General features: G+C 65.3%; 17 protein-coding genes. 13 read left to right on the top strand and 4 right to left on the bottom strand.

The features are described from left to right. The first annotated feature begins 98 nt into the window (after positions 1-98). The 4 genes from OOB33_RS14650 (at position 99) to OOB33_RS14635 (ending at position 5,447) form a co-directional block, all read left to right on the top strand. A complete protein-coding gene (locus OOB33_RS14650) occupies positions 99-593 on the top strand; it encodes a YajQ family cyclic di-GMP-binding protein (RefSeq protein ID WP_171826069.1) in 495 nt (164 codons plus the stop codon). After that, positions 586-1,242 (top strand): retropepsin-like aspartic protease family protein, encoded by a 657-nt coding sequence (locus OOB33_RS14645; RefSeq protein ID WP_271009206.1) that lies wholly within the window; start codon positions 586-588, stop codon positions 1,240-1,242. Before OOB33_RS14650 ends, OOB33_RS14645 begins: the two co-directional genes overlap by 8 nt. A 141-nt stretch (positions 1,243-1,383) precedes the next feature. Further along, on the top strand, positions 1,384-4,239 hold the full coding sequence (gene prsT / locus OOB33_RS14640; RefSeq protein ID WP_271009205.1) for an XrtA/PEP-CTERM system TPR-repeat protein PrsT: 2,856 nt from the start codon (positions 1,384-1,386) through the stop codon (positions 4,237-4,239). A gap of 332 nt (positions 4,240-4,571) precedes the next feature. After that, a complete protein-coding gene (locus tag OOB33_RS14635) occupies positions 4,572-5,447 on the top strand; it encodes a PEP-CTERM sorting domain-containing protein (RefSeq protein ID WP_108724359.1) in 876 nt (291 codons plus the stop codon). A 146-nt stretch (positions 5,448-5,593) separates the two neighbouring features. On the opposite strand, the gene OOB33_RS14630 is transcribed toward OOB33_RS14635, so the two are convergent. After that, positions 5,594-6,613, bottom strand: a complete 1,020-nt coding sequence (locus tag OOB33_RS14630) for an isoaspartyl peptidase/L-asparaginase family protein (RefSeq protein ID WP_271009204.1) — start codon at positions 6,611-6,613, stop codon at positions 5,594-5,596. Positions 6,614-6,756: 143 nt separating this feature from the next. Between OOB33_RS14630 and OOB33_RS14625 the strand changes: the two genes are divergently transcribed. The 9 genes from OOB33_RS14625 to OOB33_RS14585 all read left to right on the top strand — a co-directional run bounded on the left by OOB33_RS14625 (position 6,757) and on the right by OOB33_RS14585 (position 18,168). Continuing rightward, positions 6,757-7,557 (top strand): pseudouridine synthase, encoded by an 801-nt coding sequence (locus OOB33_RS14625; RefSeq protein ID WP_271010061.1) that lies wholly within the window; start codon positions 6,757-6,759, stop codon positions 7,555-7,557. A gap of 199 nt (positions 7,558-7,756) precedes the next feature. Beyond that, complete coding sequence (locus OOB33_RS14620) at positions 7,757-9,703, top strand: ATP-binding protein (RefSeq protein ID WP_271009203.1); 1,947 nt, start codon at positions 7,757-7,759, stop codon at positions 9,701-9,703. Positions 9,704-9,746: 43 nt separating this feature from the next. Then, complete coding sequence (locus tag OOB33_RS14615; protein WP_102770171.1) at positions 9,747-10,769, top strand: bifunctional riboflavin kinase/FAD synthetase; 1,023 nt, start codon at positions 9,747-9,749, stop codon at positions 10,767-10,769. A 149-nt stretch (positions 10,770-10,918) separates the two neighbouring features. Beyond that, positions 10,919-13,765 (top strand): isoleucine--tRNA ligase, encoded by a 2,847-nt coding sequence (gene ileS, locus OOB33_RS14610; RefSeq protein WP_271009202.1) that lies wholly within the window; start codon positions 10,919-10,921, stop codon positions 13,763-13,765. Positions 13,766-13,768: 3 nt separating this feature from the next. Beyond that, positions 13,769-14,275 (top strand): signal peptidase II, encoded by a 507-nt coding sequence (gene lspA, locus OOB33_RS14605; RefSeq protein WP_271009201.1) that lies wholly within the window; start codon positions 13,769-13,771, stop codon positions 14,273-14,275. A 123-nt stretch (positions 14,276-14,398) separates the two neighbouring features. Then, complete coding sequence (locus tag OOB33_RS14600; RefSeq protein ID WP_271009200.1) at positions 14,399-15,226, top strand: DUF2189 domain-containing protein; 828 nt, start codon at positions 14,399-14,401, stop codon at positions 15,224-15,226. 185 nt (positions 15,227-15,411) lie between these two features. Next, a complete protein-coding gene (locus OOB33_RS14595; protein ID WP_271009199.1) occupies positions 15,412-16,956 on the top strand; it encodes an ATP-binding protein in 1,545 nt (514 codons plus the stop codon). Between the two features lie 13 nt (positions 16,957-16,969). After that, positions 16,970-17,254, top strand: coding sequence for a hypothetical protein (locus tag OOB33_RS14590; RefSeq protein ID WP_271009198.1), 285 nt, complete (start codon positions 16,970-16,972; stop codon positions 17,252-17,254). Positions 17,255-17,271: 17 nt separating this feature from the next. After that, a complete protein-coding gene (locus OOB33_RS14585) occupies positions 17,272-18,168 on the top strand; it encodes a DMT family transporter (RefSeq protein WP_271009197.1) in 897 nt (298 codons plus the stop codon). Between the two features lie 45 nt (positions 18,169-18,213). On the opposite strand, the gene OOB33_RS14580 is transcribed toward OOB33_RS14585, so the two are convergent. From OOB33_RS14580 to OOB33_RS14570, 3 genes are all read right to left on the bottom strand, one after another. Beyond that, a complete protein-coding gene (locus OOB33_RS14580) occupies positions 18,214-19,533 on the bottom strand; it encodes a CsgG/HfaB family protein (RefSeq protein ID WP_271009196.1) in 1,320 nt (439 codons plus the stop codon). Positions 19,534-19,665: 132 nt separating this feature from the next. After that, the gene (locus OOB33_RS14575; protein WP_271009195.1) at positions 19,666-20,454 is read right to left on the bottom strand and encodes an SDR family oxidoreductase; all 789 of its coding nucleotides are present in this window, start codon (positions 20,452-20,454) and stop codon (positions 19,666-19,668) included. Between the two features lie 5 nt (positions 20,455-20,459). Next, positions 20,460-21,380, bottom strand: a complete 921-nt coding sequence (locus OOB33_RS14570) for a DMT family transporter (protein ID WP_271009194.1) — start codon at positions 21,378-21,380, stop codon at positions 20,460-20,462. Positions 21,381-21,475: the final 95 nt, after the last annotated feature.

Below are 21,475 nucleotides of genomic sequence, written 5' to 3'. Positions count from 1 at the left end.
CTCATTCGGGGGATTTACAGCGGGTTGCGACATGGCAGAATTTTCCCAGATCAAGGCGGACTCTCCCGCCCTCCACCAGAAATAAGAAGCCCATCCATATGCCCAGTTTTGACACCACCCTTGAAGCCGACATGGTCAAGATCCGCAACGGGGTCGACAACAGCATCAAGGAAATCAGCACCCGCTTCGATTTCAAGGGCACGGCTGCCGAAGTCACCCTGAAGGAAAAAGAGAAGGAAATTCACTCGGTGGGCGAGAGTGACTTCCAGTTGGAGCAGATCGAGGCGGTGCTCTACGCCAAGCTGGTCAAGCAAGGCGTGGTCATCAGCTTCCTGGACAAGCAGGACAAGGTCGAGAAGCTCGGCGGCGACAAGGTGCGCCAGGTCTACAAGATCAAGAACGGCATCGAGTCCGACCTGGCCAAGAAGATCGTCTCGGCCATCAAGAACAGCAAGATCAAGGTGCAGGCCTCCATCCAGGGCGACACCGTGCGGGTCACTGGCAAAAACCGTGACGACCTGCAAGTGGCCATCAACATGCTCAAAAAAGAGATGGCCGATGTTCCGCTCGACTACGGGAATTTCCGTGATTAAGAGCTCATGTGCGGGCTTGGGGCTGCTGCTGACGGCAACGCTGAGCTTGAACGCTCAGGCCCAGGTGGTCAGCTTCAACGGCAGCTTGGGTGCCAAATCGGCCCTGCTGCTGATTGATGGCGAGCCTCGCACCGTTCCCGTGGGCGAAACCGTGCGGGGCGTGAAGCTGCTGTCACTGGCCGACGCCCAAGCCGTGGTCGAGATCAAAGGGCGCCGCGTCAACCTCGTCCTCGGAGCCTCGCCGGGCCGGGTCGGTGACGGCGCCGCAGCGGCCAACACCGGCCGCAAGATCGTGCTGTCGTCAGGCCATGGCGGCCACTTCACCACGGTTGGCAATATCAATGGCCACTCGACCCAGTTCCTGGTCGACACCGGCGCCACCGCCATCTCCATCAGTCAGTCCGAAGCCGAACGCATGGGCCTGCGCTACCGCGAGGGCCGTCGCACCATGACGCAAACCGCAAACGGCATCATTCCGGCCTACGCGCTGATGCTGGATTCCGTGCGCATTGGCGACGTCGAGGTGCGAGGTATTGAAGCCATCGTCGTGCCCAGCCAGATGAGCCATGTGCTGCTGGGCAACAGCTTTCTGACCCGCTTCCAGATGAAACGGGACAATGACGTGCTGACGCTGGACCTGCGCTACTGATGCCGCAGGCGTTTGCGCTCAAAATGGCCGTCAGGTCCGCACGCTCGACCCACGGCATGTGGCGCGAAGAGCGCATTCGAAACACCTCTCTCCCGGTATAAATTCCGCCCGCCTCGACAGGCGCTTGACGATACTTCGCCCATGCGATCCAAACACCAGCCCACTCCTTCGTCTTCGCCCTCGTCGACCCCGTCCCTGGCTCCGCGTCTGCTTCGCCCTCTGGTGCTGGGCCTGCTGCTCTTGAGCGGCTCCCCCTGGAGCCTGGCGGCGGCCGACAAGGCCTCGACCTATTACGAAGACGGCCTGCGTCGATTCGAGCGAGGCGATCTGCCGGGTGCCATCATCCAGCTGAAGAACTCCATCCAGGAGGACCAGAAGATGCTGGCGGCGCACCTGCTGCTGGGCAAGGTGTTGCTGGGCCAGGGCGAGTTGAAGGCTGCTGAAGCGGCGCTGGAAGAAGCGCTGAAGCAAGGCGTCAGCCGCAGCGAGGTGGCGATCCCGCTGGCACAAATCTATCTGCTGCTGGGTGATCGCAAGAAGCTGATCGACCAGATCACCACCAGTGGCCTGCCCACCCAAGCTCAGGCCGAGGTCCTGACCTTGCGAGGTTCGGCCTACGCCATGTCTGGCAATGTCACCCAGGCTGCCAAGAGCTTCGCCGAGGCCAAGGCCTTGAATCCCCGCTCGGGCAGCCCCTGGACAGCCGAGGCACCCATGCTGCTGCGCCTGGGCGAGCGAGACAAGGCCAAGGCCTCGGCACTCAAGGGCACCGAGCTGTCGCCCAACGAAGCGGGCGCCTGGTACACCCTGGGCACGATCTTGCAAGGTCAGCAAGACCTGAAGGGCGCCCTGGCGGCCCAAGAACGCGCCCTCAAGATCAATCCCAAGCAGGTCGACGCCCGCGTGGCACGTGCTTCCCTACTGATTGGCCTGAATCAGGAGGCCGAGGCCAGCAAGGACCTGGCCCAACTGGTGGAATGGGAGCTGGAAGACCCTCGCGCCTCATTTCTGCGCGGCTTTCTGGCCAACCGCAAAGGCGACCTTGCCACCGCCAAGACCGCCTTCGCCAATGCGGTGGACCTGATCGACGCCATTTCCCCTGAAGTTCTGGCGGGCAACGACCCTTTGCTGCTGGCCGGAGCAATGTCGCACCGTGCCCTGGGCAACCCGGAGAAGGCGCGCGGCTATCTCGACATCCTCCTGGGCTTGAACAGCAAGAACTACGCCGCACAGGTGATGCTGGCATCCATCCTGGTCGACACCCGAGACTACGGGCGGGCCATGGTTTTGCTGGAAGCCGCACAGCGCATCAATCCGGAAGACCCGCAGGTCTTGTTCCTGCTGGGCACGGTGAACATGGCTCGCAAGCGCTATGTCCAGGCGAGTGAGTTTTTCGAGAAGTCGGCCGCCCGCAGCGGCTCGGCCTCGGCCATCCGCGAGCTGGGCTTCAGCCAGTTGAGCCTGGGCCAGGACAAATTGGGCCTGGCCAATCTGGAGAAAGCCTTCGCCGCCACACCGGGCGATGGCCGCGCTGGCATTCAGTTGGCCAACGTCTACCTCAACCAAGGCCAGACCGCCAAGGCCTTGCAGACCGCCCAAGCCATCGTCAAGCGCGAGCCCGACAACCTGACCATGCTCAACTTCCTGGGCAATATCAAAGGCAGGGCCGGTGACAAAAAGGGCGCTCGCGACACCTTCCAGCAGTTGCTGCAGAAAGACCCGAACTTCCGCCCGGCGGCCGTCAATCTGTCCTGGCTGGACATGGAAGAAAGCAAGTTCGATCCGGCGCGCAAACGACTGGAGAAGCTGCTGGAAGGCGGCAACAAGGATGATGCCGAGTTGCTCTACCAGCTGGCGATCCTCGAGCTGCGCGCCAAGCGCCCCAATGAAGCGATCGCCCACCTGCGGCATGCCCACGAGGTGCAGCGCGTTGACGCGCGCCCGGGCTTGATGCTGGTGGAGCTTTACATGGAACAACGCCAGGCAGACCTTGCTCTGCCCCTGGCCAAGAGTCTGGCCGCCAACTATTCCGGCAAGCTTCCCGCCTTGCTGTCGCTGGCTCGTGTCTACCTGGCCTTGAACGACGGCAGCAACGCACGCCAGGTGCTGCAAGAGGCCACCCGCGTGGCGGACTTTGATGCACAGGAGCAGGTCAAGATTGGACGTATGCAACTGGCTGCAGGCAATGTCGATGGGGCCACTTACAACGTGCAAAAGGCATTGCAGTCGCAGGCGGGCGACCTCGGCGCCCTGCTCTTGCAGGTCGAGGTGGAAGCTCGCCGCGGCGATCCCGCCAAGGTGGATGCCGCCTTGAAGACGTTGAACAACACCCACCCAGGCAAAGTGCAAACAACGCTGGTTGGCGCCCATGTGGCCATGTCGCGTGGTCAATTCCCTGCCGCTCAAGCTGGCTACCGCACCGTGTTCGAGAAAGAACCGAGCACGGCCAATGCGATTTTGCTGGCGCGCTCCATGGTGGCCGCAGGTGAGCTGGACAAGGCCCTGCTCATGCTGGAGGGCTGGGCCCGCAAAGCGCCCAATGACATCACCGCCCTGAAGGCCGTCGCGGGCGTGCAAATGCAAGCGGGCCGAAATGAAGCTGCGAAAAAGAACTACCAACAGATTCTGGCCTTGCAGCCAGGCGACATCGGCATTCAACTCAATTACGCCCAACTTCTGCATCGCATGGGCGACGCTGGAGCCGTCGCTGCAGCCGAGAAGGCCTTGAAGCAGGCGCCCGGCAACGCGGATGCAGCCGATACCTTGGGCTGGATCTTGGTGCAGCGCGGCAATATCGAGGGCGGCCTGCGTCATTTGCGTGAGGCTCGCCTGCGCAGCCCCGGCAATGGCGAAATCCGCTTTCACCTGGCCTTCGCCTTGGCCAAGCTGAACCGCAAAGCAGAAGCCAAGGAAGAACTGAGCGCTGCGCTCAACGCCCAACCCAAGCTGCCGATGACGCAGGAAGTCAGCCGTTTGAAACTGGAACTCGGTCTGTGATCACGGCTCCAGTCTGGCGCCCTGACGCCAATACGGCAAATCAAGCCCAGAATATGTAAGCCAAACGGCCTATTCGAATATCCAAACCAAGGCCAATTGACCGAGACATTACTCACGCCCCTCGATATCGGGGGTTCTCTTGCTACGGATTGAACAGGCAGAATCCGGGCATGAAATTGGTATTGAGTATTTGCTTGGGTAATTGGCTGCAACTGTGAATTTTTTACAGTCCCTCAACACCCCCCGGTTCGCGGGATTGTTGGAAGCCAAGGGCCGAGTAGGATGCAATCCAAGATTTCCGTAACACCATCTACGCCGACAGGGTCCACACCATGAACTACGCTGCCACAGCGACAACTACCACCGGTCGATTTGCGTCTTTTGCCGCAACGGCTCTGTTCGTGGTGGCCGCCGGCTCCGCTTACGCTCAAGGCGCGACGACCGTGACCAAGGCGACTGGCTCCGGCTCTTCGCTGATCGAGACCCACTCGCTGGTGTTCGGCAACACCAGTGCCCGCGACACCGGTCTGGGTGCTTGGAAGGTCAATGAAGGCACAAGCAATGCACTGGGCGCCAACAGCTTCTGGGTTTACTGCCTGGACCCGCTGAACAACTACCTCTCGCCGGACACTTATGACAAGGTATCGCTGAACAACTTCGTCAATGGCTACCAGGCCACGCCCGGCGGCGCCACCATGGGCTACGCCTCGATCTTTGCGGGCGCCAACTACCAGGCGACAGGCATCAAGGGCATGTACGACGACTCGACCACGACGACCAGCCGCGTCCTGGCCGACTTGACCAACTTGTTCGAGCACGCCTACTCTGACAGCCTGACTTCATCGACCAAATCGGCCGCCTTCCAGTTCGCCATCTGGGAAATCCTGGGCGACGGCGCCGGCAAGAGCTCCGACAAGAAATACTACAGCGCCGCCTACACCAACAGTGGCCTGGACGTGAACGAGACCGGTACATCGTTCAAGAACCAAGTGGACGTTTACCTGGCAGGTCTGAATGGCACCTGGGCTGCCGGCCTGACTGGCACAACGAACTACACCTTCTCGGTCTACAACCCGAACCCGAGCGGCTCGGGCCAAGCCCTGATCCGCGCAACCGCACGCGCCGTGCCGGAGCCTGGTTCGCTGGCACTGGTCAGCTTGGCTGTGTTCGGCGTGGTTTACACCCGCCGCCAAAGCAAGAAGCACTGATGCAAAGGGCTGGGCCATCCAGCCCGGCCATCAACAGAAAGAAGCGGCCGCGGGCCGCTTTTTTCATGTCTTTGTCGAATCTCAGACAAGCAGTCATTAAGTGCGCAAAGGAGCAAATCAGCCTGCGTGCCGATGCCTCAGCACAACTACTCTGAGCGATAGACCGCCACCACGGGCTCGCCGGCAGCCACCCGCGCATAACCCCGATACATCCCCTCGGAGTTGAATGGCAGACATACCTCGCCTCGGGCAGAGACTGCAATCAATCCACCGGCATCCGGCGGAAGCTTTTGCATCACCACACGCTCACAAGCCTCGGCCAATGACAGACTGGCATATTCCATCAGTGCCGACACATCATGTGCGGCGCAAGCACGAATGAACAGCTCACCCGTGCCCGTACATGACACGGCCACTGTGGCGTCATTGGCGTAGGTTCCGGCTCCCACGAGTGGCGTATCCCCGACTCGACCGACCTGCTTGTTGGTCATGCCACCCGTAGAAGTGGCGGCCGCCAGATGGCCGGCCGCATCCAGGGCGACAGCGCCGACCGTACCAAACTTGGTCAGCTCATCAATTGGGCCAGACACCCGAGCATCGCCCCGCAGCGATGACACATCCCGAGCCAGCAACTCTTGACCATCGTGATCGCGCAGCACGCCAGCCTGCAGTTGCTGCGCACGCCGAAGCTGCTCCAGGCGATGCGGCGTACCAAACCAACTGGGCTCCACCTGCTCCAAGCCATGGCGTGCGGCGAACTCATCGGCTGCCGCGCCGACAAACAGCAGATGAGCGCTGTGCTCCATCACCGCTCGAGCCGCAAGAATCGGGTTGCGCGTGCGGCTGACCCCAGCCACTGCGCCTGCACGACAGCCATGCCCATCCATCACGCAGGCGTCAAGCTCATGGGTGCCAGCCGCCGTGTAAACCGCGCCCTTGCCAGCATTGAACAGCTCACACTCTTCGAGCTGCCTAACCGCCTCCACCACCACATCAACTGAGCTTGCGCCTGCGGCGAGCTGCGCCTGACCGGCGCGCAGAATGCCTGCCAAGGCAGCGCGATAACGAGCCTCTTGCTCGGCACTCATGGCGCCCCTCGTCAAAGTACCAGCGCCACCATGGATGGCCAGGACAGGAGCAGGACGAGAAGTGGTTGTATCGGTCATTTTGAGGTCCATGGCGAGCGAATTACTGCGGCAGCGAGGATCACCCCGGACTTGGCGCTTGTGGATCATAGGCAAGCATCAGCGCCCCTTCAGCGCCCGCGTGCGAACAGCGCAGCGGGCTCATGGACAATAGCGATATGAAAATGCGCCTCTCCAACATCCTGTTCTCGCAAGGCTTCGGCACCCGCCGCCTCTGCGCCGGTCTGATCTACAACGGCGAGGTTCGCATTGCCGGCGAAGAGGCAGACGATCCGGATGCCGAATACGAAACCGAGGGCTTCAGCTTTCAGGTCAGTGGCAAGACCTGGCCCTTTTACGAAAAGGCGCTGATCCTGCTGAACAAGCCGGCAGGCTATGAATGCTCGCAAAAGCCCAAGCACCACCCCAGCGTCATGAGCCTGCTGCCAGCGCCGTTGCGCGAGCGCAATGTCCAGCCAGTGGGTCGCCTGGACGAAGACACCACCGGTCTGCTGCTGCTCACCGACGACGGCAGCTTGATCCACAAGCTCACCAGCCCCAAGCACCATGTGCCCAAGGTCTACGAGGCGCAGTGCAAGCATCCAGTCACGCCCGAGATGGTGGCACAACTCTTGGCCGGCGTGGAGCTGCGCGAACCTGCAGAGTCCAAGCTGCCGGCCGAGCTGGCAGCCCGCCGCGCCAGCGAATCACGCAAACCCCAAAAGTCGAGCAAGCCTGTCGCCAGCGAAGGCCCGGGCTATACGCCGGAGATGGTCAAGGCCGAAGGCGCCGAGGCCTTCGGCAGCCACGGCCTGCGCCTGACCCTCACCGAAGGCAAGTACCACCAGGTCAAGCGCATGGTGGCAGCCGTCGGCAACCGGGTGGAGAGTCTGCATCGACCCCAGTTCGGCGCGCTGGCCTTGCCCGCCGACCTCAAGCCCGGCGAGTGGCAGTGGGTTCACAGTCCAGCGCTGATCAGCTCCTGATTGCGCTGAGACAAACGCCCTAGTGGTTTGCCCTGGAAACTTCATATGACTGTGGTTTTCAAGGGTTGTTCCGGTTCAATTTGTCATCTTTGCCCTGTAGAAACACGCCCGAGAGTGGAGCGATCACAAGCGTGGGCAAGAACCCACGCTGTTGGAGCGGCCTCAGCAAGAGGCGGCCGGACGTCGAGGGGTGAAAGAGATGACAGCAGCGTCGGCCGCATGGGCCGCGAACGGGACGGATGCCGCACAGGCGTCCGAGTTCCCGGCAGACCTGGAAGGCGGCCGCGAAACGCGGCTGAGCCCCGATATTTCCGCCCAGGTTCTGGTCGAGCAAATCCTTGGCTTGTTCGAAGGCACACTCAAGCGCACGCTGCTGGGCCTGGCCTTTTGCCTGCTGCCCGTCTACCTGCTCTGGCCCCATCTGTCTCACGAGCTACTCTTGGGCTGGCTCGGCGCGCGCGCCCTGGTGACGCTCTGGCGCTGTGCGGAAGCCTTGCATTTCCAGCGACATGTGTTGGCGCCCCTTGGCGGTCAACGCCCCCCGCTCCAAACCTTGCTCCCCTGGCGCCGGCGTGCGCTGCAATTGCTGGCCCTTGATGCGCTGAGTTGGGGCGCCATGGGCTGGTTCTTTCACACCCCGCAGGCACCCGAGCTGGAAGGCGTGATGCTGGCCTCCATGGTCGGCCTGAGTGCCATGGGTCTGTTCGTGTTGGGCGGTCGCTTCCAGGCCAATCTGGTGTTCTCTACGCTGGCCCTGGCCCCGTTGATGGCCTACAACCTGAGCCTGGGCACGCAAACAGGCGCCCTGATCGCCTTGGGCCTGGGCTTCTTCCTTTGCATCGCCTTGAGCGAGTCACGCCGCATCGAGCAACGCCACACCGAGCTGCTGCGCCTGCGCTTTGCCAATGCATGGGTGGCCGAACAGCGCCAACAGGCCCTGCAGTCGGCCGAGCACCAAAGCACCAGCAAGAGCCGTTTCGTCGCGGTGATGAGCCACGAAATCCGCACGCCGCTGAACGGCATCCTGGGCATGACCCAGCTGCTGGAGCGCAGCGAACTCAAGCCCGAGCAGCGCGAGCAGATCGACATCGTGCGCCGCTCGGGCCGCCATCTGCTGGCCCTGGTCAACGACATCCTGGATCTGGCCCGCATCGAGTCCGGCAAGCTGGCCGTGGACGCCGGCCCGGTCAGCCTGCGCGAGGTGGTGGACGATGTCTGCCAGCTGCTGGTGCAGACCGCTCGCGACAAAGGTCTGGCCTTCGAGCTGCAGTTCAGCCCCGCCCTGCCCAGCCATGTGCTGGGCGATGCCTCGCGCATCAAGCAAGTGCTGCACAACCTGATCGGCAACGCCATCAAGTTCACCGAGCGCGGCGCCGTGAACGTGGAGGTCAGCTCGACCCTGGACATGCGCGCCGGCACCTTGCTGCGCTTTGCGGTGCGCGACAGCGGCGAAGGCATTGCGGCCGACCAGATGGAGCGCATCTTTGCCCCCTTTGAACAAGCCACCCAGCAAAGCCGCGCGCCGCGCCAGGACGGCAGCGGCCTGGGCCTGACCATCTCGCGCGAGCTGGCCCGCGCCATGGGTGGCGATCTGCGCTGCAGCTCGGTGCCCGGCCAAGGCTCGCTGTTCGAGTTCACCCTGCCCCTGCAAGCCTGCCAGCCCGCGCCTGCGCGCCCCCTTCCTGCCAGCGACTACCGCGCCCTGGGTACCAGCAGCGCCAAGGACCTGGCGCCCCAGCTCAGCGGCCGCGTGCTGCTGGTGGACGACAGTCTGGTCAATGTGCTGGTGGCCTCGTCCATGTTGGAGTGCTGCGGTCTGCAGGTGGACACGGCCGAGAATGGCCTGGAGGCCCTGGACCGGCTGAGCCAGCAGCACTACGACCTGGTGCTGATGGACTGCCAGATGCCGCGCATGGATGGCTTCGAGGCCACGCGCCGCTGGCGCAGCCAGGAGCGCCAGAAGTTCCTGACGCCCGTGCCCATCGTCGCCCTGACCGCCAGCGCCGTGAACGGCGACCGCGAGCGCTGCATCCAGTGCGGCATGGACGATTACCTGGTCAAACCCTTCGAGATGGACGACCTCGTCGCCGTGGTGCAGCGCCATATGCAGGTCGCGCAGCAGAGCCGCTCGGCAGCCCTGGTCTGAAGGCCAAATCCGGTCGCTGCGCTGGCGCACGATAATCGGCGCCATGCAGGTTTTTCGCGGTTTCCATCATCCCGGCATCGCCAGCGCCTGTGCGCTGACGATTGGCAATTTCGACGGCGTCCATCGCGGCCATCAGGCCATGCTGGCCTTGCTCAAGTCCGAGGCCTCACACCGCGGCTTGCCCAGCTGCGTGATGACCTTCGAGCCCCACCCACGCGACTTCTTTGCCCAGCTCGCGGGCAAGCCGGAGCTGGCGCCCGCCCGTATCGCCACCCTGCGCGACAAGCTCAGCGAGCTGGAACGCTGCGGCATCGACCAGGTCATCGTGCTGCGCTTCGATGCGGCGCTGGCTGCGCTCAGCGCACAAGCTTTCATCGACCAGGTGCTGATGCAGGGCCTGGGGGCGCGCTACATCCTGGTTGGTGACGACTTCCGCTTCGGCGCCAAGCGCCAGGGCGACTACGCCACGCTGGACGCCGCCGGACGGCAGCGCGGCTTCGACGTCGCCCGCATGATGAGCTACGAGGTACACGGGCTGCGCGTCAGCAGCTCCGCCGTGCGAGAGGCCCTGGCCGCCGGTGACATGGCAGGTGCCGCGCGCCTGCTCGGTCGGCCATATGCCATCTCGGGCCATGTCGTTCATGGCCAGAAGCTGGGCCGCAGCCTCGGTGAATCCAGCCCCGGTGCCCTGGACGGCTTTCGCACCCTGAACCTGCGCTTCAGCCATGACAAGCCGGCCGCCCACGGCATCTTCGCCGTGCGCACCCATGGCCTGGCCGCCGAGCCGCTGGACGGCGTGGCCAGCCTGGGTGTGCGACCCACGGTGGAAGACGCCGGTCGCGTGCTGCTCGAGGTGCATTGCTTAGCCTGGCCCGCTCCCCTGGGGCGTGAGGAGGCCTACGGTAAACTCGTGCGCGTGGAACTCCTGCACAAACTTCGCGACGAAGCCCGCTACGACGGGCTCGATGCCTTGACGGCTGCCATCCGGCAGGATGCCGAGCAGGCACGCGCCTTTTTGGCCACCCACGCCGCCTTGCGCCGGCAGACCACCCGCGATCGAATTTGATCGGCGCGGGGGCCGGGTGCAGCACACCGGCCTGCCGCAGCCCCTGCGATGGGCTCTACACCCTCGCGCCTCCTGCACGCCCTCCACCGCCCGCCCTGCGCGCGGCGACTCTTTTGAACGGGCTCACGCCTGAAAGCCATCGCTTCACCATGACAGCCGCCAAAGACACCCCCGCTGATTACCGCGCCACGCTGAACCTGCCCGACACCCCGTTTCCCATGCGCGGCGATCTGCCCAAGCGCGAACCGGGCTGGATCAAGGCCTGGGAAGAACAAGGCACCTACCAGCGCCTGCGCGAGGCGCGCCGCGGCGCGCCCAAGTTTGTGCTGCATGACGGCCCGCCGTATGCCAATGGCCAGATCCACATCGGCCACGCCGCCAACAAGATCCTCAAGGACATGATCGTCAAGGCCCGCCAACTGGAAGGCCTGGACGCGGCCTACATCCCCGGTTGGGACTGCCACGGCCTGCCGATCGAGAACCAGATCGAGAAAACACACGGCCGCGGCCTGCCGCGCGACGAGGTGCAGGCCAAGAGCCGCGCCTATGCCGGCGAGCAGATCGACGCCCAGCGCGCCGATTTCAAGCGCCTGGGCGTGCTCGGCGAATGGGACCGCCCCTACCGCACCATGGACTTCAAAAACGAAGCGGGCGAGATCCGCGTCTTGAAGCGCTTGTTCGAGCGCGGCTTCGTCTACCGCGGCCTCAAACCCGTGTACTGGTGCTTTGACTGCGGCTCCTCGCTGGCCGAGTTCGAGATCGAGTACCAGGACAAGAAGAGCCCAGCCGTGGACGTGGCCTTCCTGAGCGCTGAGCCGGTGCGCCTGGCCGCAGCTTTTGGCCTGAGCTCGCTGGACAAGGATGCCTTCACCGTCATCTGGACCACCACCCCCTGGACCATCCCGGCCAACCAGGCACTCAACCTCAACCCCGAGCTGAGCTATGCCCTGGTGGACACGCCGCGCGGCTTGTATGTGGTGGCCGAGGCCCTGGTCGAGAAGTGCCTGGCACGCTGGAAGCTCGAGGGCTCGGTGCTGGCCACCACGCTCGGCAAGAACCTGGCCGGCCTGGAGTTCAAGCACCCGCTGGCCCATGTCGATGCGGGCTACAACCGAACCAGCCCCGTCTATTTGGCCGATTACGCCACCGCCGAGGACGGCACCGGCGTCGTGCATTCGGCGCCCGCCTACGGCCTGGATGACTTCCAGTCCTGCATCTCGCATGGCATGGCCTTCAAGGACATCCTGAACCCGGTCACCGGCAACGGCACTTACGAAGCCAGCCTGCCCCTGTTCGGCGGCCAGCACATCTGGAAGGCCAATGCCGTCATCGCCCAGACCCTGGAAGACGCCGGCCGACTGCTCTCGCATGTGCAGATCACCCACAGCTACCCGCACTGCTGGCGCCACAAGACGCCGGTGATCTACCGCGCGGCCGCGCAGTGGTTCGTGCGCATGGATGAGGGCGAAGGCCTGTTCGCCACCGACCCGGCCGCCAAGACCCTGCGCCAGACCGCGCTGGAAGCCATCGACGCCACCAGCTTTTACCCCGAGAACGGCCGCGCTCGCCTGCGCGACATGATCGCCGGCCGGCCCGATTGGTGCATCTCGCGCCAGCGCAGCTGGGGCGTGCCCCTGCCCATCTTCCTGCACAAGGACAGCGGCCTGGCCCACCCCAAGACCCTGGAGTTCATCGAGCGCGCTGCGCAGTTGGTGGAAGTCGGCGGCGTCGAGGCCTGGGCCAAGCTGGACCCGGCCGAATGGCTGGGCGAAGAAGCGGCGCAGTACAGCAAGGGCAGCGACATCCTGGACGTCTGGTTCGACTCCGGTTCGACCTTCCAGCATGTGCTCAAAGGCAGCCACGTGGGCGCCGCCCACGACAGCGGCCCCGAGGCCGACCTCTATCTGGAAGGCCATGACCAGCACCGCGGCTGGTTCCACAGCTCCCTGCTGATCGGCTGCGCACTCTACGGCCGCGCGCCCTACAAGGGCTTGCTGACCCACGGCTTCGTCGTCGACGGCCAGGGCCGCAAGATGAGCAAGTCGGTCGGCAATGTGGTGGCGCCGCAGACCGTCAGCGAGAAGATGGGCGCTGAGATCATCCGCCTCTGGTGTGCCTCGACCGACTACTCGGGCGATCTGGGCCTGGACGACAAGATCCTGGCCCGCGTGGTCGATGCTTACCGCCGCATCCGCAACACCCTGCGCTTCCTGCTGGCCAATGTCTCGGACTTCGATGCCAAGACCGATGCCCTGCCGCTGGATCAGCTGCTGGAAGTGGACCGCTTCGCCCTGGCCCGCGCGGCGCAGCTGCAGGCCGACATCCTGGCGCACTACCAGCGCTATGAGTTCCACCCGGTGGTGGCCAAGCTGCAGGTCTATTGCTCGGAAGACCTGGGCGCCTTCTACCTGGACGTGCTCAAGGACCGGCTCTACACCACCGCGCCCAAGAGCCTGGCGCGCCGCTCGGCGCAGACGGCGCTCTGGCACATCACCCAGGCCATGCTGCGCTGGATGGCGCCCTTCCTGAGCTTCACCGCCGAGGAGGCCTGGGCCATCTTCGACGGCGGCCACGGCGGCGAGAGCATTTTTGTCGAGACCTACTGGAAGTTCGCTGCCCCGGACGAGGCCTTGCTGACCAAGTGGGGCCGCATCCGCGAGATCCGCGAGGCGGTCAACAAGGCCATAGAGGATGTGCGAAGCGCCGGCGGCGTGGGCGCCTCCTTGCAGGCCGAGGTGGCCCTGGGCGTCGAAGCGCAAGACCTGGCCCTGCTGCAAAGCCTGGGCGAGGATCTGAAGTTCGTCTTCATCACTTCGGCCGCCAACCTCTCGGCTGCGGAAGCATTGAGCGTCACGGTCACCCCGTCGGCTCACCAGAAATGCGAGCGCTGCTGGCATTACCGCGAGGACGTGGGTGCCAACCCGGCCCACCCGACTCTGTGCGGCCGCTGCGACAGCAATCTGCACGGCGGCGGCGAAACCCGTACGGTGGCCTGAACGATGGCGAGCAGCAACAAGAAAAGCGGCGCGGGCGGTGGCAACAAGCTGGGCCTGTGGCTGGGCATCGCCCTGGTCATCATCCTGCTGGACCAGTTCACCAAGGTGCTGATCCTGGGCAACTTCCAGCTCGGCGACAGCCGCTATGTAACCAGCTTTTTCAACGTCGTGCGGGTCCACAACACCGGCGCCGCTTTCAGCTTCCTGGCCAATGCGGCAGGCTGGCAGCGCTGGTTCTTCGTCGGACTGGGTGCAGCAGCCACGGTCTTCATCCTCATCATGCTCAAACGCCACGGCCAGCAAACCCTGTTTGCCACAGCGCTGAGCTTGATCCTGGGCGGCGCCATCGGCAATGTCATCGACCGCCTGCTGCACGGCTATGTGGTCGATTTCATCCAGGTGCACTGGAGCGGCCGGGCCTTCCCGTCCTTCAATGTCGCCGACAGCGCCATCACCGTGGGCGCGGTGCTGCTGATCTGGGACGAGGTTCGGCGAGTTCGCAAGGGCTGAGTGCGGCCCCGCGCCGCACTGCGCCGCTGAACCTGAGCGCCAGCTTGACTCGCGTCCCGCGGGGCCTGCATCTGCTGGAAAGCCCGCTGGTGCGCAGGCCTTGCAGGCGCCTAAGCTGCGGCCATGACACCCGCCGAACTGCCCTCCAGCGATGCGCCCCGGCCCCAGCCTCTGCCGCCCTCGGCGGTGAATGAGGAAATCCCTGCCGACAGCGCTTTTGCCATCCGCCTGCGCCCGCTGGGCTTTGGCGACCCCGTGCGCTGGCTGGCGGCCGGTTGGGCTGATTTCCGGCGCGCCCCCCTGATCGGCCTGTTCTTCGGTGCCTGTTTCATGCTGATGGGCTGGTGCCTGCTCGGTGTCTACGAGCATGCCCCCATCTACACCCTGGCCTTGTCGGCCGGCTTTTTGCTGATGGGTCCGTTTCTCTGCCTGGGCCTGTACCAGGTCAGCCGACGCCTGCAGCAGGGCTACCAGCCCCGCCTGCTGGACTGCCTCACCGCCTGGCGCAAGCGCATGTCGCAGATCGCCATCTTCGGCACCGTGCTGCTGATCCTGGAGATGATCTGGGGCCGCGCGGCCCTGGTGGTGTTTGCCGTTAGCTTTGATGGCATGCCCGATCTCAGCGGTTCCCTGGTCAAGTTGCTCAACCCCGAGAACCTGGGCTTCATCGTCGCCTACCTCGGCGTCGGCGCCTTCTTCGCCGGCCTGATCTATGCCGTCAGCGTGATCTCCATCCCCATGCTGCTGGATCGCCCGACCGATGCTGTCACGGCCGGCCTGACCAGCTTGCGCCTCGTGCTGACACAAACCGGTGTGATGCTGTTCTGGGGCGCCCTGATCACGGTGCTGGTGGTGCTGGCCTTGCTGCCGGGATTTGCCGGCCTGCTGGTGGTGGGGCCGGTGCTGGGCCATGCCAGCTGGCATGCCTACCGCGCGGCCGTGGAAGACTGAAGCCGCCGAATTGCGCACCAGTCGCGCGTCGAACGCAGTTTTTTGCGCAACAGCCGGCCGACAAGCGACGGCAGGCCGCGTCACCCAGGCGACAATGCGCAGCGCCACGCGCAGCCTGCCGGATGGCCACGGAGGTGGCCCCACAAGGCCTGCACGCTCGGCCGTTTGGCCCACCCTGACCCTCCATGCTCGATTTTTCCTGCTTGACCCATTACGACTGGCTTGACGTGCCAATGTGGGTGTTCGACCCCGCACGCCAGCGCAATCTCTGGGCCAATGCCGCCGCACTCGGTTTCTGGCGCGCGAGCAGCGCCGAGGAATTCCTCTCGCGCGATTTCTCCGACACCAGCGAGGCCGTGCGCGAACGCCTGGCTGTCACCGCCGCCGACCATGCCCAGGGCAAGATCGTGCGCGAACAATGGACGCTCTACCCCAAGGGCCAGCCCGCCACTGTGATGCTGGTCTCACGCGGCATCCTCACCCCCGACCGCCGCCAGGTCATGCTGTTTGCGGCCGATTCCCTGGCCAACAGCAGCGACAAGGCCATGCTGCGCGGCGTGGAAGCCCTGCAGCACACGAGCGTGCGCATCGCCGTGTTCAGCCTGCAGGACGGCAGCACCCTGATGCGCAACCCTGCGGCCGCCCTGGCTTTTGGCAAACGCCCGGTTGTGGCCAACACCAGCACCGCCGGTCGTGGGCGCATCAGCGATTTCGAGGCCCTGTTTGCCGACAGCGGAGATGCCATCAAGGTCTTCAACCAAGTGCGGGCCGGCCACAGCTTCAAGGCCGATCTGGAGCTGCTGACCGACGGTGGCCGCTGCTGGCATGGCGTCAATGCCCGACCCATGCGCGACCCGGTGACCGGCGAGCAGGTGCTGCTGCTCAATGCCCGCGACATCGCCGACCTCAAGGCCAGCCAAGCCGCGCTCGAAGCCGCCCGAGAAGCGGCCGAAGCGGCCAGCCAGGCCAAGAGCAGTTTTCTGGCGAATATGAGCCACGAGATCCGCACACCGATGAACGGGGTGCTGGGCCTGACCGAGCTGGTGCTGCAGACCGAGCTCAGCGACAAGCAGCGCAAATTCATCGAACTGGCCCACAGCTCGGCCAAGGGCCTGATGGTCATCATCAACGACCTGCTGGACGTGGCCAAGATCGAATCGGGCCGCGTGGTCATCGAGCAGGCGCATTTCTCCCTGCACGATTGCCTGCGCGAGGCCCTGCACCCGCTGCTGCTCCAGGCACACGAGAAGGGCTTGCACCTGCACGCCCGCGTCCAGCCCGGCGTGCCGCAGCATGCAACCGGCGACGCCCTGCGCCTGCGCCAGGTGCTGGTCAATCTGGTCGGCAATGCGCTCAAGTTCACCGAAAAAGGCGAGGTGCGGGTCGAGGTGGAACGCATCGAGCCCGAGCCTGGAGAAGCCGGCAACGCGCCCACCGAAGGCCCGCCACCACTGCGCCTGCGCTTCAGCGTGCACGACACCGGCATCGGCATGACGCGCGACCAGATCCAGCAGATCTTCGAACCCTTCAGCCAGGCCGATGGCAGCATCACGCGGCGCTACGGTGGCACCGGCCTGGGCCTGACCATCGTCCAGCGCCTGGTCAGCCTGATGGGCGGCCAGGTGCAGGTGGAAAGCCAGCCGGGCACGGGCTCCTGCTTCAGTTTTGAAGTGGCTCTGGACGGCTCGGGGGCGGACCGCCCAGCGAGCCCGCCCGACCCAGAACCTTGAATCCAGGCACGCCATGGACATGAATCTCACGGGCTCCGCCCGCTACCGTCGCCTTGCCTGGGGCTTGGCCGTGGCCGGCGCCCTGGCCTTGCTGTCACTCGCCTTGATCGGCGGCTTGTTCGGCTGGCTGATGGACACCGTCGCCAGCCTGGGCTCAGCGCGAGCGCAGCAAGCCAGCGCGGCTTTGCCGCTGATGACCGCCCTGGTGGTGGCCCTGGGCCTGCTGCTGCGCTGGCGCCTGCGCAGCAGCCGCAAGAACAAGCACCACGCCGACAAGCGCCCGGACATCGGCTTTTGAACCCGCGCCTGGCCCTTTTGCTGACCCTTCCACCCCTGATGTGGGCGGGCAATGCCGTGGTCGGGCGATTGATGGTGGGCAGCATCAGCCCCCTGGCCCTCAACGGCCTGCGCTGGGCCTTGGCAGCCCTGCTCTTGCTGCCACTGTCCTGGCGGCTGCTGAAACAGACCGAATTGCTGCGCCAGCGCTGGGCCTATCTGGCCTTGACCGGGTTCCTGGGCATGGGCTGCTACAACGCCCTGCAGTACCAGGCCTTGCGCAGCTCCAGCGCGCTCAACGTCACCCTGATCGCCGCCAGCCTGCCGGTCTGGATGCTGGCCATCGGCGCCCTGTTGTTCGGCGTGCGGCCGCAGCGGCGCCAGCTGCTGGGCGCCCTGCTCTCGCTGGCCGGCGTGGCCCTGGTGATCGCGCGCGGACAACTGACCAGCCTGGCCCAGGTGCACTTCGTCAGCGGCGATCTGCTGATGCTGCTGGCCATCCTCTCCTGGGCCCTGTACAGCTGGCTGCTGGCGCGGCCACCGGCCTCGATGCGCGGGGAACAGCGCCCCCACTGGGATTGGGCCGAGACCTTGATGGCCCAGCTGCTCTTCGGCCTCGTCTTTGCCGGCGGCATGGCGGGCGCCGAGCAGGCGCTGGGCAGCCCAGCACCCATCGCCTGGGGGTCAGGTCTTGCCCTGACCCTCATCTACGTGGCGGTGGGGCCTTCGCTGATCGCCTACCGCTGCTGGGGCCTGGGCGTGGCCCAGGCCGGGCCGGCGGTGGCGGCCTTCTTCGGCAACCTCACGCCGGTATTTGCCGGCCTGATGTCCGCGGCCCTGCTGGGCGAATGGCCGCAGTGGTACCACGGTGCGGCCCTGGGCCTGATTGCGGCCGGGATCTGGGTCTCGTCGAGGGTCTCGTCGAAAAAGGCCTGAGGCCGCGGGGCTGAGCACAATTCAGCCACGCCCTCATTGACGCCCTCAGCTGCGCTGGCCGCTGAAGCTGCCGCCGCCCTTCATGCCGCCGCCATAGCTCCAGGTGCCGCTGACCGTGCCGTTGACCGGGTCCACACCGCCCTGGTAATGGGCCGAGCCGGCCGAGCCGGAGGCCACCATGGTCAGGCGGCCATTGGGCAGCACCGCGCCGCTGACGCTGAAGGCGCCGCTCTGGTTGGAGACACCGCTGCCGGTGACCGTGCCGCTGCCATTGAGGCCCGGCAGGATGCTGACCGTGAAGCTGCCCTGTTCGTACCCGCTGAAGCTGCCGGAGAAGTTGCCGAAGATGCCGCCGGCCACCGATTGCGTGACCGGCAGAGGCTGGGCCTGCGGCGCGCTCGACACCATGCCGCAAGCGCCGACCAGGGTGCGCTGCACCCAGCCGCTGAAGTTGGCGGCGTCCACAAAGACAAAGCCGTTGCTGAGCTCGCCCGAGGCGATCAGCTCATCGTTCTTGGTGAGGGTGGCCACGACCTTGCCTTCGCGCGAAGCCGTGGCATAGGCTTTCACATTGGCGATCTTGGGGCACAGGGTTTGCCCGGGCTTTTGCGGTGCCTCGGCCTTTTGCGAGGCTGCGGCATTGGCATCGCCCGAGGCGCTGTTGCTGCGGATCAGCTGAGGCTGATCGCGGATGGTCTGGACGATCTTGTTGTAGTTGTCCAGCAGGCTGGCGGCCACCATCTTGCCTTCCGGCGTCTTGGTGTAGCCGCCCAGCGCACCCAGCATGCCGTTGCCGTAGGCCCAGCCGCCGATGCCGAAGTCGGTCTTGGTGGCCTTGCCTTCGGCGGCGGCCACCTGGATGCTGGAGCGCACATCGGCGATCAGGAGGCTGGTGGACGCTTCCTTGAACTTGAGGCCACCGGCAATCGCGCCGAGCACGCCCAGGCGGCCCATCAGCGCACCCCCGATGCCGCCGGTGTCGGAGGCCGCCACTTGCACATTGGGCGTCATCACAAAGTCGGCGGCCTGCATCTGGCCCTTGCCGACATTGGATTCCTGGCGCAGATCACCGCTCTGGCCCAGGGCGCGCTCCTGCTGCAGGTTCTGCATGGCCACGCCGCGCTCGACCACATCGAAGCAGCCCGACTGCTGGATCATCATGCGCAGCAAGGCTTCGGGCGAACCCAGGCCGTAGCGCGACAGGTGGTGCCAGCCGGTCTGCGGCTCGGCCACGGCGATCACGCCCAGCTTCTTCGAGCATTTCTCGACATTGGAGCCTTGCTCCTCGGCGCGGGCGCCGCCCGCCAGCATCATCACGGCCGCAGCCACCACGCCGGTCTGCACGAAGACCTTCTGCTTCATCATCAAGATGCACTCCCATTCAGGCATAGCCACACGAAGCCGAGCATTGTGCCCAAGTGCAGCCCGCTCACCCATCCCCCCAAAGGGCACAGATCGGTAACAAATTGCGACCGAGCGATGCCCTGGCGAGACCACTCAAAACACGCCGGCGTAAGCCCCGCCATCGAGCAGGATGTTCTGCCCCGTCAGGTAGCCCGCCTGGGCGCTGCACAGCATGGCGCAGATGGCGCCGAACTCGGCGGCCGTGCCGAAGCGCTGGGCTGGAATGCTTTGCTTGCGGCGCTGCGCGAACTCCTCGGTCGCCAGGCCGTTCTTGCTGGCGCCGGCCACCAGGGTCTTGTGCAGGCGCTCGGTGTCAAAAGCGCCGGGCAGCAGGTTGTTGAGGGTGACATTGCGGCCGGCCAGCTGCGGTTGGCGCGCCAGGCCGGCGACGAAGCCGGTCAGGCCCGAACGCGCGCCGTTGGACAGGCCCAGCACATCGATGGGCGCCTTGACCGCGCCCGAAGTGATGTTGAGCACGCGGCCGAAGCCACGCGCCGCCATGCCGTCGACCGTGGCCTTGATCAGCTCGATCGGGGTCAGCATATTGGCGTCGATGGCGGCCAGCCAGGCGGCGCGGTCCCAGTCGCGGAAATCACCGGGCGGCGGGCCGCCGGCGTTGTTGACCAGCACATCGACCTGCGGGCAGGCGGCCAAGGCCGCCGCGCGGCCCTCGGGCGTGGCGATATCGCCCGCCACGGCAAGCACCTGCACGGCGGGGTTGAGCGCCCGCAAGGCCTCGGCCGTGGCCTCCAGCGCTTCAGCGCCGCGCGCGGTGATCACCACATGCGCGCCCTCTTTTACCAAGGCCTCGGCACAGCCTCGACCCAGGCCCTTGCTGGCCGCACACACCAGGGCCCAGCGGCCCGACAGTCCCAAATCCATCGCCATCACCTCCAACGCGTCAACAACCACACCCCGCCCAGCACCAGCAGCGTGCCCATCAGCACCCAGACCGTGAAGGGTTCATCCAAAATCAGCGCGCCCAGCACGATGGTGGACATGGGCCCCACCATGCCGGTCTGGGCCGCCAGGCTGGCGCCCAATCGCTCGATCGCCAGCATCACCATCAGCACCGGCGCAAAGGTGCACGCGGTGGCGTTCAGCAAGGACAGCCACCACACCTCGGGCGCCAGCTGGGCCAGGCCGCTGAGCGGCCGCAGCATCAGGAATTGGGCAATGCAAAGCAGGCAGGCCACCGTGGTGGCCAGGCCGGTCAGGCGCATCGCCCCCAGGCGCCGCACTTCTTCGCCGCTGAACAGCAGATAGCAGGCATAGCTGAGCGCACTGCCAAACACCAGGGCCGCGCCGAGGCCCACATGCGGGCCTTGCAAGGACAGCTCTTGTCCGAACACCAGCAAGACACCGCTGTAGCTGATGGCGAGAGCCAGCAACTGCCGGCCGGTGACAGGGCGCTTGAAGAACAGCCAACCCAGCAGCAAGACCAGGGTCGGGTTGAGGTACAGGATCAGGCGCTCGAAACTGGCGCTGACGAATGCCAGGCCGGCGAAATCCAGAAAGCTGGCCAGGTAGTAGCCGCTGAAGCCCAGGCCCAGCACCACCCAGGCGTCACGCCGGGTCAGCGCCGGCTTGCCCCGCCCGGCCCACCAGGCAAGCAGCACAAACAGGGGCAGGGCCATCAGCATGCGCAGCATCAGCAAGGTGATGGCATCGACACCATGCCGGTAGGCCAGCTTGACGATGATGGCCTTGCCCGAGAAGGCGATGGCGCCAGCGGTGGCCAAGGCGAAGCCGGGCCAGAGGCGGGCCGGCGCCGCAGGCGGGCTCGAAGAAGCGGGGGAAGCAGACATCGGCCGCCATCATAGAAGCCGGCCCCGGCCCGCGTGCGCGCCAGGCCTTCCGAAGGGAGCAAGCCTTGCTCCTACGGAGCCGTGGGCGGGAAGGC

The organism is Paucibacter sp. B51 (assembly GCF_027863535.1).
GTDB lineage: Bacteria > Pseudomonadota > Gammaproteobacteria > Burkholderiales > Burkholderiaceae_C > Paucibacter_A > Paucibacter_A aquatilis.
Note: the sequence above shows the minus strand (reverse complement) of the source record. Positions and strands in the feature narration are given on the sequence as shown.